The sequence below is a fragment of the Erwinia sp. S38 genome, from assembly GCF_016624545.1.
GTDB classification, from domain to species: Bacteria; Pseudomonadota; Gammaproteobacteria; order Enterobacterales; family Enterobacteriaceae; genus Erwinia; species Erwinia coffeiphila.
Genome location: NZ_JACVTS010000005.1, coordinates 1 through 15208, shown reverse-complemented (window position 1 = coordinate 15208; position 15208 = coordinate 1). Strand labels below are relative to the sequence as shown.

Below are 15208 nucleotides of genomic sequence, written 5' to 3'. Positions count from 1 at the left end.
CGTGATTACTCAACTTATTTTCAATGCATGAAAAAATTCACACTGCATTCGCACCCTCAGCCATGCTGGATAAGCAGGAAAAAGAACCTTGCCAGTCCCCCCTCACTAATACCCCGCGCGCTACATCAAACGGCACACACCACAAGCAGAGATTTTCATCAAATCTGAATAAGGGTAAGGGTGAGTCAAATTGCGCGTGATGGGGATAAATCAGCATCATATTGCCTTTTCCCTGTAGGTACTTCTGTCCATAAGCATACATCTGATACAAATCGTCCTGACTGATGCCGTATTTTTCCTCTCCATTGGCCTGGCTGGCATCAAGTAATTTCCATTTGGCATCCAGAACAAAACGTTCCTGTGGCCCTTCAATAAAGAAGTCAGGTTTAAGCATAAACCAGTTTTCTTTTTTTCCCTGGTTTGCGGCAGGCGTGTGCGTCAGCAGGCAATGCCTGGCGGACTGAGTGCCCAGATAAAAACCACTGCGTAGCTCCTGGCTTAGCCCGTGCGCCACCCAATTTTCAAACAGTTTTTCCATCTTGAACAGTAGTGAAATACCCTGCGATGCCCCTTTCTGAAAGTCGGGGTTGAGCTTTTCAAGGATCAGCTGACACCAGGGCTTAACTGAACGATAGGCGTAAAGATATTTCCCCTCATTCCAGCTTTTCATTTTCTCCAAGGGTGAAGATATCGGATGAATGTCAGATAACTGATGGCTTAGGGTATTCGCCATCCGCCAGTTTTCGCTGTCGCGAGTCACCCTCAGCACGCTATCCAATGCGGTGCGTAACAGGCGGTTCTCAATGCGCTGTGGGGTGAATTCATCGTAACGAACATGAAAACGCGTACCCTTGCCAGGGTGCTGACGAATCTGGCGATTAATATCAAGCTGCCCGCGAATAAAAGCACTGTCATCATCATCGGTGAGATGATAATCAAAGCGCAAACCGCGTTTTACCAGTTCAACCAGATGGCGTAAAAACTCACTAAAAATCCACTCATGCAGAGGCTGGGGGCTTTTTTGCAGCGCCGCAGCGCTGGCCTCACGGGGAGAAATTCCGTTAGAAACCTTCAGCATACTCCGCAGTATCTGTCGCAGAGATTCGGGATCGTTGGTTATTTCATGCTGCGTTTTAGGCAATATTTCAATCGCTTCACCGGCAGGTGACTGCAAATAACCGACATAGCCGGCCAGACGAATAAACTGCTTCCCTTCCCGGTTTAACAGCTGAACATTCTTCCCCCACGTTTGCTGTAACGCCACCAGCCAGTCAAAAGTCTGTGGGGAAATAATCCCCATGTCCATGCTCTCCGTCTCCGATGCGTCGCAGGTGAGTAAGGCATATTCACGCACCCGAACCATCATTACAGGATACCCTTATAGGCAGCGTCAGATGAGAATGCATGCTGATTGATCCGGAAACGCCGGTCGGAAAGATTCGTCGCAATGTTTGCCGGGAATAGTTCGACTATAGCCGCTGCATCTTCACCCTTATGCAGCCAGATAAACCGATCTTCTGGCAATTTAGCAGGGTCGTTAAGCACCCAGCCAATGCGCTCATAATCATCAAAAAAATACTCTCTTAACAGCGGCAGGATCTTCTCCAGGAAGATGAGCGCCAGAACCTGTTGACGCGTGTTTTCATCTTCAATTTTAATCAGCGGCATAAAATAGGCATGGCCAATCATATGTTCGCTATCCAGTAGTACCTCAATACGCTGATTTATACGGCGTAATATCGCCGATACTTCTACACCAAATACCGAGACCCCTGCTAATACCTCCGGCCTGGGGAGCAGTTCAACAAAGCTGAAGCGGCGGCGCAGCGCAAGATCCATCTGAATCAATGATTTATCGGCCGTGTTCATCGTACCAATGACGTAGACATTGTCCGGCACTGAGAAAGGAGATTTTGAATAAGGCAGCATCAGCGAACGAGCATCTTCCGCACCCTGCCTTTTGTCGGCTTCCAGCAGGGTGATCAGCTCACCAAAAATACGCGCAATATTGCCACGGTTGATCTCATCAATAATCAATACGTGAGGAAGGGCCGGATTTTCTGAGGCATCGACCGGAGCCAGCAGCTGTGCCAGTTTTTCGCGATCAACGGAAGTATCCCGCAGCTCATATAACGTCATCTGGGATAATGACTTCAGGAAAAGCTGCTCCTTTGGCAGGCTGGGCGTGTAGGTCCGTAGCCACTTAACCGAACGCAATTGGTGGTAGTCGTCCCGTTCAATATTGTGCAGATACTGGTAATCCCCGGTGATTTCAGCAATGGCTCTGAACTTATGATTACCATCGGAGATGACGACCAGGTCGCCGTTGCGCATCACATTTTTAAACAGATTGACAGCGGTTCCCATGTAATTACTGGAAACCTCCGCCGTCCCTTTTTTTGCATTAATTAACGATTTAACCGCATCATAATTCGGGCAACCTTCGAAATTAATATCTTCGCCCCAGCCCAATAAAATATAGTTATTATCAACACATTCCTGATAGATATCATTACCATCTTCAATGGTGTTGCCTAACGACATTTTCCAGATCCGCCGCCCCTCAAGCGAAATAGCCTGGCCGGAACTGGCGTGAACTTTCACCCTTGCATTAAGGCAAAGCTGTTTAAAAATGCCATCAACCACTTCATAACGCAGGGTTCCGGTACCTTCGTCCGTGGTAGCCCTGATTCCTTCAATAAAGTCTTCATAGGCGAAACTTTGATGGAAGGTCGTGAACATGATCCGCTGTTTATCGATCAACTCCTGGTAACGGGCCTTAACCGCCTCTCGCAGCGCCTGCCCCCGATATAAGTCAGTCGTATTCTTATACCATTCACCGTCGGCTATCTTCACCGCCAGCTCGGTAGTCGAATAGGTTTTACCTGTTCCAGGTGGACCAAAAAGGATTTGATTTAACGGAGACATGGCAGCTGGCACCTTATTTTTAGGTTTCTGGGAAAGAGAGGAAGCAGCGGAAATAGTGGAAGCATCGTTGAGTAACGCTACCAACTCATGCAGTGCGGATACTGATTCCACATCAGCATCGTAGCCATACTTTGATAGTTCGCCATCCTTTGGGAAACGGCGATAGCTGCTGCTGTGATTTTTTTGCCAGGCACACCGAAGGCCGTCAATTTTATCAATCTTCTCACGCAGGGAGAGGTTATCAGGGTGAATGACCAACGGACTTTTGAAAACGGCTTTTTCCCCGTTACGTTTAACATACAGATACTTGTCGTTACCCAGGGCATGCTCTGAGGCATAGGTTGGTTCATAGTTCCCGGCCTCCAGCGTGATTCCTGACTCATTCAATGCATAATAAATTTCTAATGAATTCAGCACCTATAACGTCTCCTTGTCGGACATAAATTCAGCCCTGTTCAACAGGTAAAATGCTATCTATCACGGGCAAAGACTGTTGGCTTTGCTCGTTAATCCCACCTTATCTCAATACTCAATCACTGTTGAGCCGCTCTCGCCAGATAATCATAGCCTTTCAAGCGATATACATAATGAAATCTGATGACTTAAAAAAAATGCCCAGCCTGTTAAGGCCGGGCATTTCCGCAGTCGTGCAGTACTTTAAATACTTACGTCATCAGAAGTCGTATGACATCGACACTTTCAGCTGTCGCGGCGTGCCCTGGTAAATATAGGTGCCACCGCTTTCCACGCCGGACCAGTAGCGCTTATTGGTGACGTTATCCACGCCCACGCGCCAGACCAGATCGTTGTCCTGCACCTTCATACGGTAACGTGCACCGAGATCCAGCGTGGTGTACGCATCCAGCTTCTTGGTGTTCGCCGCGTTGGCATACTGCGAACCGGAGTGGGTCAGGCGCGCGGTGGCGGTCAGGCCGTCGATCGGCTTGATGTCATACTCCGCGCCCAGCACGGTGTAAAATTCAGCCACGCCCACCGCTTTTTTACCGTCGTTGGTACCATTCTGAGTTTTCGTCATCGTTGGGTCCAGCCAGGTCGCGCTGCCGTTCAGACGCAGGCCAAACACCGGCTCGCCGAAGACGTTCAGCTCCACGCCGCGGTTACGCTGCTCGCCGTCCAGCGAGAAGTATTTGGTTTCAGGGTTGGTCAGCCCTTTTGGCTTTTTGATTTCAAACAGCGCCAGCGAGCCGCCGACCCGGCCGGAATCAAACTTCACGCCCACTTCGTTCTGCTTCGCCAGCGAGATGCCGGAAACGGTACCCGGGTTCGCCGTGGCGGTTGATGGTGCCGTTTCGCCCGGAGAAAGCGACTCGATGTGGTTAGCATAGAGGGAAACCTGCTCCCACGGTTTGAACACGATGCCGTAGGCAGGCGTCCAGCGATTTTTGGTGAAGCGCTCTTTGTCCTTCTCAATTGCCGTGCCGTAATAGTAGTTGCGCACCACCACTTTCTGATGGCGGGCACCCAGGGTCAGCAGCAGCTTGTCGTCAAACATTCCCAGCGTATCCGACAGCAGGAATCCCTGGCTGCGCACACGGCTGGTTGGGCGCGGAGAGTTGAGATCGCCACCGAAGGAGGTCATATCCGGCGGGTTAATGGCGGAAGGCTCATAAATATTGGTCGCAACGGCTTCGGCCGCTTTCGCCATGCCGTAGGCGGTTTTCTCACGACGGTTCATCGCCGAATAGCCGAGGTTAACGCTGTGGTTCACCACCCCGGTGGCGAACTGGCCGCGAAGGCCGAACTGGCCGCTGAAGGCATCGACAAACTTATTGGTATCCATACGGCCAATCACCGCATTGCCGTTAGCATCCGTTAGTTTCGGCGTGCCGTAGGCACCGTATTCGTGGGAATGCTGCCCGCCGAGTGCGCCGTACAGCGTCCAGTTCTGGGCAACGTCATACTCCGCGCGCGCCATGCCAAATTCGCTTTCCAGATTGCTGTATACCCAGTCCTGGCTGTAGTTACTGGTGGCTTTCGGCACTTCAGGAATAAAATCCACGCCGCTGACGTTCACGCCCAGCCGACCGCCGTGGAAGGCCTGTTTCTGATAGCCCATATCGAGGGAGGTGCGTAGCCGATCGCCGCGATAGTCCAGGCCGATGGAGGCCAGCGTGGTACGGCGTTTCTCATTATCCACCGCGGTTTCGCCTTCGCGATCCAGCAGGTTAACGCGCGCGCCCCACTGATTGTTGTCGCCAAAGCGGCGACCGGCATCAATGCTGGCACCCAGCTGGTTTTTGCCGGTGTAGTCAACGCCTACGCGGGTCAACGGCACATCATCCGCGTGTTTAGGTTCAAGGTTAATCATCCCGCCTACGCCGCTGGCGGCGCTGCCGTTCATCAGTGCATTAGCCCCTTTGAACACCTCCACGCGCTCCACCATCTGGGTCGACACCACCTGGCGCGGCATCACGCCGGACAGGCCGCCGAAGGTCATATCGTCGCCGTTAAGGTCAAAGCCGCGAATGCGGTAAGTTTCCGCGAAGTTGCCGTAGCCCTGCACGTTCTGGATCGAGGCATCGTTAGCCACCACGTCCTTGATGGTTTTGGCCTGCTGATCCTGAATCAGTTTGGAGGTGTAGCTGACGATATTAAACGGCACGTTACGCGCGTCCTGCTCGCCCAGCATGCCCATACGCCCACCGTTCGCCACCTGCCCGTCCAGGTAGGCCGGAACCAGCTTATCGCCGCCGGGCGTAAACTCAGAATCAGCGGTAGCAGTAACTGTCAGAGTCTGCTCGTTGCTGGCTGGGGAGGTTGTGTTTTTACGGGTATCGGTGGCCGCCATGGCCGGCAGCGTTGCAGCGCCGACGGCCAGCGCCAGCAGTTTCAGGCGGAATCGGCCAGAGGGGGAATATGAAGCGGACATCTCTTATCCTGTCTGTATATGGAATGATAATACTTATTATTGAGCTTCCGATTATCCGACTCATTCTTTCCAGATCAAGCTAAAAATTCGCGCTGCGAAACAGGATTGCCCTCCCCGGTTAAGGAGAGGGATTGCAGCAGGAAGGAATTATCGCTGGCGCAACAACCAGATAAAGCAGGGGGCACCGATAAAGGTTGCCAGCAAACCGGCGGGGATTTGATAGGGAAAAATCACCACCCTGCCCAGCAGATCCGCCAGCAGCATCATACCGCTGCCGATGGTAGCCGCCGCGGCCAGCTGCGGTAGCGGCCGGTGCCAGCCCAGCAGGCGCGCCAGATGCGGTGCCATTAAACCAACAAAACTCAGCGGGCCAATCATCAGCGTGGCGGCGGCGATCAGTCCGGCCGACAGCAGCAGGATCAACAGCCGGGACTTGAGCATCGGCACGCCCACGCTGGATGCCGTGACGCCGCCCAGCGGCAGCACCGTCAGCCAGCGGCGCAGCAGCGGGATCAGCGCCAGCAGCAGCACGGCCAGCAGGGATACGCCCAGCGCCTGCTCGCCGGTCACCCGATAGGTCGACCCCGCCAGCCAGCTCAATACCACGCCGCTACGCGGATCGCCGCTGGCGAGGAACAGGGTCAGCAACGTGCCGTAAACGGTACTCAGCGCGATCCCCACCAGCAGCAGCCGGGTGGCGGAAAACCCTTCCCGGCGGGACAGCATCACCATGACTCCCAGCGTCAGCATCGCCCCCGCCGTCCCGGCCGGCAGCAGCCAGCTATCCACATCACCGGAGACGAGGAACATCAGCAGCACAATGGCACAGGCCGCGCCGGAGCTGACCCCCAGCACTTCCGGGCTGGCCATCGGGTTACCGGTCATCCGCTGAATCAACATGCCGGACGCCGCCAGCATCGCCCCCGCCGCCGCAGCAGCCAGCACGCGCGGCCAGCGCCACTGGAGTAATGAGAGGTCGGAAATGAGCCACTGCCCACCGTCACCGCTGAACAGCGCGGCGGCGATCAGCTGCAGCAGTCCGCCCGCCACCAGCAGCGGGAGATAACGCGAGGCTCCGCGTGCACGTTCGGTGGCCGGGGCAGCGGCGTTCGCCACCTTGGTATGACGCAATCGCGGCAGCATCCACAGCATCAGCGGCGCACCGATCAGCGCGGTCACCGCGCCCGTGGGCAGTTCGCGCCAGTAGTGGGCCAGCAGCATCACCGCCTGATCGCTCATCAGCAGCAGGCCCGCCCCCAGTGCTGCGGAGCAGAACAGCCGGGGGCCGAGCCGCCGCACACCCAGCAGCCGGGTCAGCACCGGCGCGAACAGGCCGATAAAGCCAATCACCCCCACGCTGGCAACGGTCAGCGCACTCAGCGCCACGGCCAGCAGCAGCCCGCTGATGCGCACCAGCGCCAGCCGCATGCCCAGGTTGCGCACCACGCTGTCGTCCAGCCCCAGCAGCGTCAGCGGGCGGATCATCAGTACAATCAACACCATGGCCGCCAGCATACGCGGCCAGAGAAACTGCACCGCGCTCCAGTCATACTGGTTCAGCATGCCGCTACTCCAGATAAACAGGTTTTGCAGCCGTTCGTGGTTAAACAGCGCCAGCAGGCTTTTTATCGCCCCGCTGTAAAGACCGAACACCAGACCGGCAAGGATCAGCGTGACCGGCGAGAGCTGCCGCCCCCAGGCGATAGCCAGCACCACCGCCCCGGCGGTCAAGCCCCCGGCCAGCGCCGCCAGCTGCTGGCCCGTCTCTCCCCATGCGGGTGCAAACAGGATCGCCAGCGTCAGGCCGAGCTGGGCACCGGCGGCCACGCCGAGCGTTGACGGTTCGGCCAGCGGGTTACGCAGGATTTGCTGAAACAGGATACCCGCCACGCCCAGCCCGCCGCCGACCAACAGTGCCAGTGCCGTGCGGGGCAGCAGGCTGAAGTGAAACAGCATCTGGCTGACGTCGCTCTCATCGGGTGCAGTAATCGCCTGCCACCACAGCTGAAAATCCAGCTGATGCATAAAATTTCCTGCCATCAGCGCCAGCGCTAATACCGGTAAAACCAGCCATAACCCGCGGCTCATACCCTGGCCTCCAGCGTCTGTTCCAGCAGCTGACAGAAACGCAGCGCGGAATAGTTAGCGCCGAAGAACCACACCGCCGGCAGCAGATGCAGTTTCTCTTCACGCACAAACGGAATGCTCCGCCACAGCCTGGCATGGGCGATCTCGCGCATCGGATCGTCATCGCCGTGCAGGAAGCAGAGCGCCCGCACACCCTCCATCTTCGCCAGGCGTTCAATCCCGACGATGGTACTGCCCCACTGGTTGGTTTCGCCCTGCCATGCGCTGTTCAGCCCCAGCCGGCTCAGAATATCGCCGAACAGGCTGCCCTTGCCGAATACCATCACCCGGCGGCTGTCGAGGAAGCTGAACATCAGCAGCTTTTCCTGCCGGTAGCCCTGTAGCCGCTCGGCACTGGTATTCAGCCGCCGATCCATAACGGCCAGATAGCGATCGGCCTCAGCGTCTCTGCCCAGCAGGTTGCCCAGCGTACGAATATCGGCGACGGTGGTGGCCAGCGGCCCACGCTCTGCGGTGCTGAACTGGCTGGTCCACTGCGGGGAAAGCGTGCTGATGCGTTTGGCATTTGGGCCAAAACCGCGTGATAGCAGCATCAGCGACGGCTTCAGGCGCTGCAGCAGCTCAAGATTGGGCTCATTGCGCAGCCCGACGTCAATGACATCCGGGGCGAGTTCAGGCTCCACCACCCAGCGGCGATAGTTAGGCAGATCGGCAACCGCCAGCGGCATAATCCCCAGCGCCAGCAGCAGCTCCACCGGCCGCCATTCCAGGGCAATAACCCGGTGGGGATCGGCAGGCGCAGCCAGGAGTCCGGGCGTGGCAAAAAGCGGCGAACACGCCAGCAGCATCAGCAGGCGACGGCGGGTATGCTGTTCAGAGGTTAAGGTCATAACGTTAAGGCATCAATTTACGAATGAGTCGCATTATGCCTGAGCCGTCGTTCAGCGCCAAAAAAGCTGGGCTTTGATCCGATAAACGATCGCCGATGCCGACCATCGCGCCTTTGATGAAATATTTTTCATATTGATTGATGAAAATCCTTCCGTCGTTCGTTTCTTCATTGAATCATGCCGTTCGCGGAGAACCGGGGCCGCGGCCGCTCCCGGTTTTCCCGCCTTGCAATGCGGCGAATCATGCTACGATGGTGGTTTACCGGCAGGATGCCGGATTTCGCATAACATACTGTAATCATACATTTTACCTGTCTGCCAAAGGGAGTTACCGGATGTCCACCCAACCTAACGCGGACTGGCGCTGATCGATGCCAGTGACCGGGGACAACACAGAGCACACGACGGAAATCAATACGCAGGCCGTAACCTGGCTGGTGCGATTGACCTCGGGTGATATCACCAGCGATGAGCTGGCGGCTTTTGAGCGCTGGCGCAGCGCCGACAGCCGCCATGAAGCCGCGCTGGCCGATGCGCGTGGTCTGTGGGTCAGCATGGGGATGTCGCTGGAAAACTACTATCAGCCGGATGCCCTGAGCGGTATCTCCCCGCACGAGCAGGCGCGCCGCCGCTTGTGGCGCTGGCAGATTATGCTGCCCACCGCAGGCCTGCTGCTGTTCTCGGCAATCATTACCCAAAACTGGCTATCGCGCTGGCAGTACGACCACTATACCTCCAGCGGGGAGCAGCGCATGCTGGCGCTGGATGACGGCAGCCGCATGTGGCTGGATGCCGACAGCGCGGCGGATGTGCGGGTGAATTCCGGGCAGCGCTTCGTGCGGCTGGCGCGCGGTGAAGCCTTCTTCGACGTGGTGCATAACCCGGTACAGCCGTTTATCGTTGATGCAGGCGTTGGCGAAGTGAAAGTGCTGGGCACCGCCTTTGGTGTGCAGCGCGACGGCGACGGCATGGTGGTCACCGTGGAGCGCGGCAGGGTCGAACTGAGCCGCAGGGATCATCCCGATATGCAGCTGAACGCGAACCAGCAAGCGGAGCTGCATGGCGGGCAGAACAGCGCGAAAATCACCACGGTCAATGCCGGCCAGGTGCTCTCCTGGCATCAGGGGCAGCTGGTATTTGAGGAGCAGCCGCTGGGGACCATTCTCGCCACGCTGAAGCGCTACGATAAGCGGGTGATCGTGTTTAACAGCGAGCGTCTGGCGGCGGTTAAGCTGAACGCCATTATCGACATCAACCATCTCGACGACTGGTACGACGGCCTGCAGCAGTCGCTGCCGGTGAACATCAGCCGGGTCGGTCCGGTGGTCTGGCTGCGCGAGCGTAAATAAGCGCCAGGAGCGTTGCCCTGGCGCGCTGACCTCAGTCGCTATCCGCCAGTTCGTTCAGCTGCTCCATGGTCAACAGCTCCCAGCTTCCTCCCTCATGCAGCCGTAGCGCCTGGCGGTGGAAGCGCATCACGCTTGGCCGGTGCCCGACGCTGATCCACGCCGTTCCCACGTCCTCCAGCAGCTGATACAGCGCCGCCTCGGTCTGTAAATCGACGGCGCTGGTCGCCTCGTCCAGGAACAGATAGCGCGGCTTAATCAGCAACATGCGGGCGAAGGCAATGCGCTGCTGCTCGCCCAGCGACAGCACGCGCGACCAGTCGGCCACCCGATCCAGCGGCCCGTGGCGCGCCAGCAGATCGCCAAGGCACACCTTATCCAGTAACGCCGCCAGCTCGTCGTCACTGACCGGCGACTGCGCTGCGGGATAGCAGATCTGGCTGCGCAGATCGCCCTCAAAAGTATAGGGCCGCTGTGGCAGGAACAGGCAGGCTCCTTCCTCCAGCGGGAGCGTGACGCTGCCCAGCCCGGTCTGCCACAGTCCGCCGATGGCGCGCAGCAGCGAGCTTTTCCCCACTCCGGTGCGGCCAACGATAATCAGCCGGCTGTCTTCCGGCAGCTCAAGATTAAGGTTTTGCACCAGCGACTGCTCGCCGCCGGGCGTTTTCAGGCTGACGTTGTTCAACTGGATGGTTTTACCAGGCTTCATCACCAGATGATTTTTTTCGTCGATCTGATTTTCCTGCAGCTTAAGGAAGGTTTCGTGGATCTCCGCCAGCCGCACTACGTTCGGCACGGTCTGGCTGAGCATTGGGATGTAGGTGGTTAACACCGACAGGCTGTTGAGCAGCAGGGTGGCGGAGGCGGTCGCCTGTGCGATGCTACCGTAGCTGATATCGCCACGGAAATAGACCGGCACAAGGATAATCAGCGGCAGATAGTTCCACACCTGACCAACGCCTTCGTTCATCAGCTGCATATAAATACCGTAGACGTTTGCCCGCATCTGCTTGCGGGTGGCGTTCAGCAGCCGGGTGCCAATATGCCCCACTTCAACCGCTTCGCCGCGATAGAACGCAATGTTCTCAGCGTTGTTGCGCACGTGGGTCAGCCCGTAGCGCAAATCCGCTTCGGCCACGGTGATATCGAAGTTCTGTTTGATGGTGGGCCGGTTGATGTAATACATCGCCACCGCCTGGAACAGCGCAAAGCCGATCACAGCGAAGAACATCGGGGTGGAGATGCTCATCATAATGGTGGTCTGCACGCCCATGTCCATCAGCGAGCCGAGGAACTGGCGAGGGAACGCGCCCACCGTGCCGCAGAACGGCTCCACCTCCTGCTGAATGCGCTGATCGGGGTTGTCGATCTTCTCATCCTGCAAAATGTGGTAATAGGCGTGGCGGTAAAGGTAGTTATCCATAATGTATTCGGTCAGCCAGCGCCACCAGTGCATCGCCAGCATCGAATCAATCAGTTGCTGCACCAGATCCGCACCAAAGCGCAGCAAGCCGAGCACCGTCAGCCAGGTAAACAGCTCCCAGTAGAGATCGGTGCGTTTATCCACCAGCGCGTTGGTAACATCGGCGGTCAGCTGGGTGAATTTCGCCCCCGCCAGGCTGAAGCCGCCCATCATCAGGCAGAGAATGCCCACCGTCAGCCAGGATTTCCACGCTCCTTTGCGGGTCCAGTAGGGTGCGGCCAGCTGCCACACGCGTCGAAAGAACAGGCGATTTAACCGGTGCCGGTTTTGATCGTTTTTCAGTTCCGATAACATTACAGCCATCAGTTTTTACCCTGCGAAAAGTAAGAAGATCAGACCGCCCGGGCCTGAAAGTGATAAGAATCGACATCTGCGCCCTGCGGGGCCTCTTCGCGATGCTGCGTCAGCCGCCACTCGCCGTGAGCCAGCAGGTGCAGCTTCTGCGGATGGAACTGCATCAGCGTTTCACGATGCCCGACGCTGATGCAGGTGATATTCGCTTCGCCGAGCGCGCGATAGGCCTGGCGTTCGGTTTCCACATCCATCGCGCTGGTGGCCTCATCCAGAAACACATAGCGCGGCTGGCGCAGCAAAATGCGGGCAAACGCCACCAGCTGTTGCTCGCCCAACGAAAGCACCTTGCGCCAGTCTTTAATGCAGTCCAGCCCACCCTGCTTTGCCAGGAAATCCGGCCTGCCGAGGCGAACAAACGCCTGCTGTATCCGCACATCCTCCGCGCTTTCCGCCGGTTCCGGGTACAGCAGTTGGGAGCGTAAATCGGTGAGGATCATGTAGGGCTTCTGCGGAATAAACATCAGCTGCTGATACGGCGGCAGCTGTATCTCGCCTTCGCCGCGCCGCCACAGCCCGGCAATCGCCCGCAGCAGCGAGCTTTTACCCACCCCGGTCTGGCCGGCGATCAGCGTATGCTGGCCTTCTGCCACCCGCAGGGAAAGGTTGCGCACCAGCTGCTGCTCGCCGCCGGGCGTAGCGACATCCACGTTTTCCAGTACCACGATCTCCCCTTCGCGATGGCGGATGCGTGCTGCCTCCTGCGCCCGCCGGGGATCGTTCAGCTGGTTAAATTTTTCCTGGATCTCGGATAGCCGCACCACGCTCGGCATGGTGCTGGTCATGGTGGGAATAAAGTTAGAGATCACCGACAGGCCGGAGAGCACCATCGCCGCCGCCGCCCCAACCTGATCGATCGAGCCGTAGGCCACCTTGCCGCTGAAGTAGAGCGGTACGACAAAAAAGATCGGCAGCAGACTGAAAATCAGCCCCATCACCTGATTCACCACGCTCATGCGGATGCCGTAAAAAATCATCGTCATTTTGACCTTTGCCACATCTCGCAGCCGCTGGTGCAGCCCCTTCCTTTCGCTGTTTTCACCGCGATAGAAGGCGATGGTTTCCGCGTTATCACGCAGGTGCATCAGCCCGGTACGCATACGCGCCTGGGCCACGGTCAAATCCCAGCTCTGCCGGATCGTCGGGTTATAGAGCCACATGGAGACCAGCGTGTTCACTCCGGCATAGATCACCACCGCCCAGAACATGCCCGGCGAAACCTGCACAATAATGCTGGCCTGCACCGCAATGGTCATCAGCGAGCTGAGAATAAACTGCGGGACACCGATTACCGTCTGGCACACCGACGGCACTTCCTCCTGTAACCGCTGGTCCGGGTTATCGATAAAGCCGTCTTTCTCAATTTCGTAGTAGGTGCGGTTGTGCATATAGGCATTGAGCAGGTGGTGGGTCATCCATTTGCGCCAGTCCAGCAGCAGCCAGGCACTGAACCAGCTGGTGACCTGCAGCGCCAGGGTCTGCATCAGGCCCACGAAGGTCATCCAGATCATAATGCGCCAGTAGATGCTCTGTTTGGCCACCAGCGCATTGGTGGAGTCCGCCACCAGATTGGAGATATAGCCGCCGACCAGGCTGAAGGCGGCGGCGGAGGAAAGCAGCATCGCCATAATCGCCCACGCCTTCCAGGCTTCGCGGCGGCACCAGTAGGGGGCGCTCAGCGTCCAGAGCCGACGAAAAAACAGCGCGTTCAGTTTATAGCTGCGGGTGGCAGCAGGTTGTTCATCAACTGACATGGCAAATATCCACAGGGTTTCCAGATATCCAGAGAACGATCAAGCCGCGATTAATCCACAAACGTAAGGGAAAATTGTGGAAAAACGCGGCCTGACTCGTTCTGTCTGCACCGAACTTTCCCGATATATCCCCTGTTTCTGGAGCCTGCATGAACGACGTCACCACCGCCCCAAATCTCGCGGCCGCGCTGCCCGAGATCCCTTTCCAGCGCGTTATCCTTGATAACGGCCTGACCCTGCTGGTGCATGAAAGCGCAGATTCACCGACGGTGGCGGTCCACGTGGCCTACGGCGTTGGCGCGAAGGATGAGCCCGCCGGTCGCTTTGGCCTGGCGCATCTGATGGAGCACCTGATGTTTTCCGGCAGTGCCACCCTGCCGGGCAGCTATATCAGCCACCTGGAGCGTGCCGGAGCCGAAGGGCTGAACGGCGTGACCAGCGCCGATATCACCCAGTTTTTCCAGTCGGTACCGCCGGGATCGCTGGACTACACGCTGTTTGCCGAAGCGGACCGGATGGGCTGGCTGGCGGGCGGGCTGTCGCCGCAGGCGCTGGAGGTGCAGCGCGATGTGGTGACCCGCGAAATGGAAGAGAACGAACTTCAACCGCTGGGCGCGGTGCAGGGAGCGATCCTGCGCCATCTGTTCCCGGCAGAGCATCCGTATGCCCATAAAGTGGCCGGTGAGCGTGCCGATTTACAGCAGGTCAGCTTTGCCGATGTGCAGGCGTGGAGCCAGCGTTTTTACCGGCCTGACAATGCGGTGATTACCCTCGCGGGGGCGGTCACCACTGACGCCGCGCGGGAAAAAGTGCAGCGCTGGTTTGGCGATATCGCACCGGGCGCAGCGCGGGAAACCGTGCAGCGCTGGCTGCCTGCGCTGGCGCAGGAAAAGCGCCTGCGGCTGGAGGACCACATCGACAACCGGCTGCTGCGCATCTGCTGGACGATGCCACCGTTCGGGGAAGAGGATGCCACCGCGCTGGAGCTGTTTGCCGGGGTGCTGGCCGATACCGCCTGGTCGCCGCTGGTGGTGCGGCTGATGGTGGATAATCAGCTTGCCACCGAGATTTCGGCCTTTGTGGAATCCGGCATGCTGGCAAGCTATTTCAATCTGCGCATCGAACTGCAGCCGGGCGTCAGCGCGGACGAGGTGGAGCGCCACGCCCTCGCGGCGCTGGATGAGATGCGCACCACCCCGCTGAACCCTGACCTGCTCCAGCACAGCCAGCAGCTGCTGCTGGAAAATTCGCGATCGGAGTGGGCCGATCCCCTGACGCTGGCCGCCGCGCTGGGCCGCCACGAACACTCGCCGCAGCGCGCCGAAGGCCTGCGCCAGCGCGTGGTTCAGGCACTGACAATGCCTGCCGAAACCGTGGTGGCGGCGGCGCAGCGCTGGCTGCATCAGGGGAAGCTGGTGGTCACCGTCGATCCGATTACCGCCGTGGCCGCCCGCCGCGATCCCGCCCCCGCCCTGACC

Annotated in this window: 9 protein-coding genes; 2 read left to right on the top strand and 7 right to left on the bottom strand. The window is 58.1% G+C overall.

Features of this window, described 5'->3' with window-relative positions; translation table 11 throughout:
* Positions 1-37: 37 nt before the first annotated feature.
* The 5 genes from IBT46_RS07265 to fhuD all read right to left on the bottom strand — a co-directional run bounded on the left by IBT46_RS07265 (position 38) and on the right by fhuD (position 8796).
* Positions 38-1366, bottom strand: coding sequence for an McrC family protein (locus IBT46_RS07265; protein ID WP_200545082.1), 1329 nt, complete (start codon positions 1364-1366; stop codon positions 38-40).
* The gene (locus IBT46_RS07260; protein WP_200545081.1) at positions 1366-3345 is read right to left on the bottom strand and encodes an AAA family ATPase; all 1980 of its coding nucleotides are present in this window, start codon (positions 3343-3345) and stop codon (positions 1366-1368) included. Before IBT46_RS07260 ends, IBT46_RS07265 begins: the two co-directional genes overlap by 1 nt.
* 256 nt (positions 3346-3601) lie before the next feature.
* On the bottom strand, positions 3602-5818 hold the full coding sequence (locus IBT46_RS07255) for a TonB-dependent siderophore receptor (protein ID WP_200545080.1): 2217 nt from the start codon (positions 5816-5818) through the stop codon (positions 3602-3604).
* Between the two features lie 147 nt (positions 5819-5965).
* Complete coding sequence (gene fhuB, locus IBT46_RS07250) at positions 5966-7906, bottom strand: Fe(3+)-hydroxamate ABC transporter permease FhuB (protein WP_200545079.1); 1941 nt, start codon at positions 7904-7906, stop codon at positions 5966-5968.
* Positions 7903-8796 (bottom strand): Fe(3+)-hydroxamate ABC transporter substrate-binding protein FhuD, encoded by an 894-nt coding sequence (gene fhuD, locus IBT46_RS07245; RefSeq protein ID WP_200545078.1) that lies wholly within the window; start codon positions 8794-8796, stop codon positions 7903-7905. The genes fhuB and fhuD overlap by 4 nt, the downstream gene beginning before the upstream one ends.
* A 371-nt stretch (positions 8797-9167) precedes the next feature.
* Here fhuD and IBT46_RS07240 point away from each other — a divergent pair, with 371 nt between their 5' ends.
* Complete coding sequence (locus IBT46_RS07240; protein ID WP_200545077.1) at positions 9168-10145, top strand: FecR family protein; 978 nt, start codon at positions 9168-9170, stop codon at positions 10143-10145.
* A 31-nt stretch (positions 10146-10176) separates the two neighbouring features.
* Here IBT46_RS07240 and IBT46_RS07235 read toward each other — a convergent pair whose 3' ends face one another.
* Together IBT46_RS07235 and IBT46_RS07230 are read right to left on the bottom strand one after the other, a co-directional pair.
* The gene (locus IBT46_RS07235) at positions 10177-11928 is read right to left on the bottom strand and encodes an ABC transporter ATP-binding protein/permease (RefSeq protein ID WP_200545076.1); all 1752 of its coding nucleotides are present in this window, start codon (positions 11926-11928) and stop codon (positions 10177-10179) included.
* Between the two features lie 29 nt (positions 11929-11957).
* A complete protein-coding gene (locus IBT46_RS07230) occupies positions 11958-13730 on the bottom strand; it encodes an ABC transporter ATP-binding protein/permease (protein WP_200545075.1) in 1773 nt (590 codons plus the stop codon).
* A gap of 149 nt (positions 13731-13879) precedes the next feature.
* On the opposite strand from IBT46_RS07230, the gene IBT46_RS07225 reads away from it, so the two are divergent.
* Positions 13880-15208, top strand: a 1329-nt coding sequence (locus tag IBT46_RS07225; RefSeq protein ID WP_200545074.1) for a pitrilysin family protein, incomplete at its 3' end; no start/stop codon positions are given.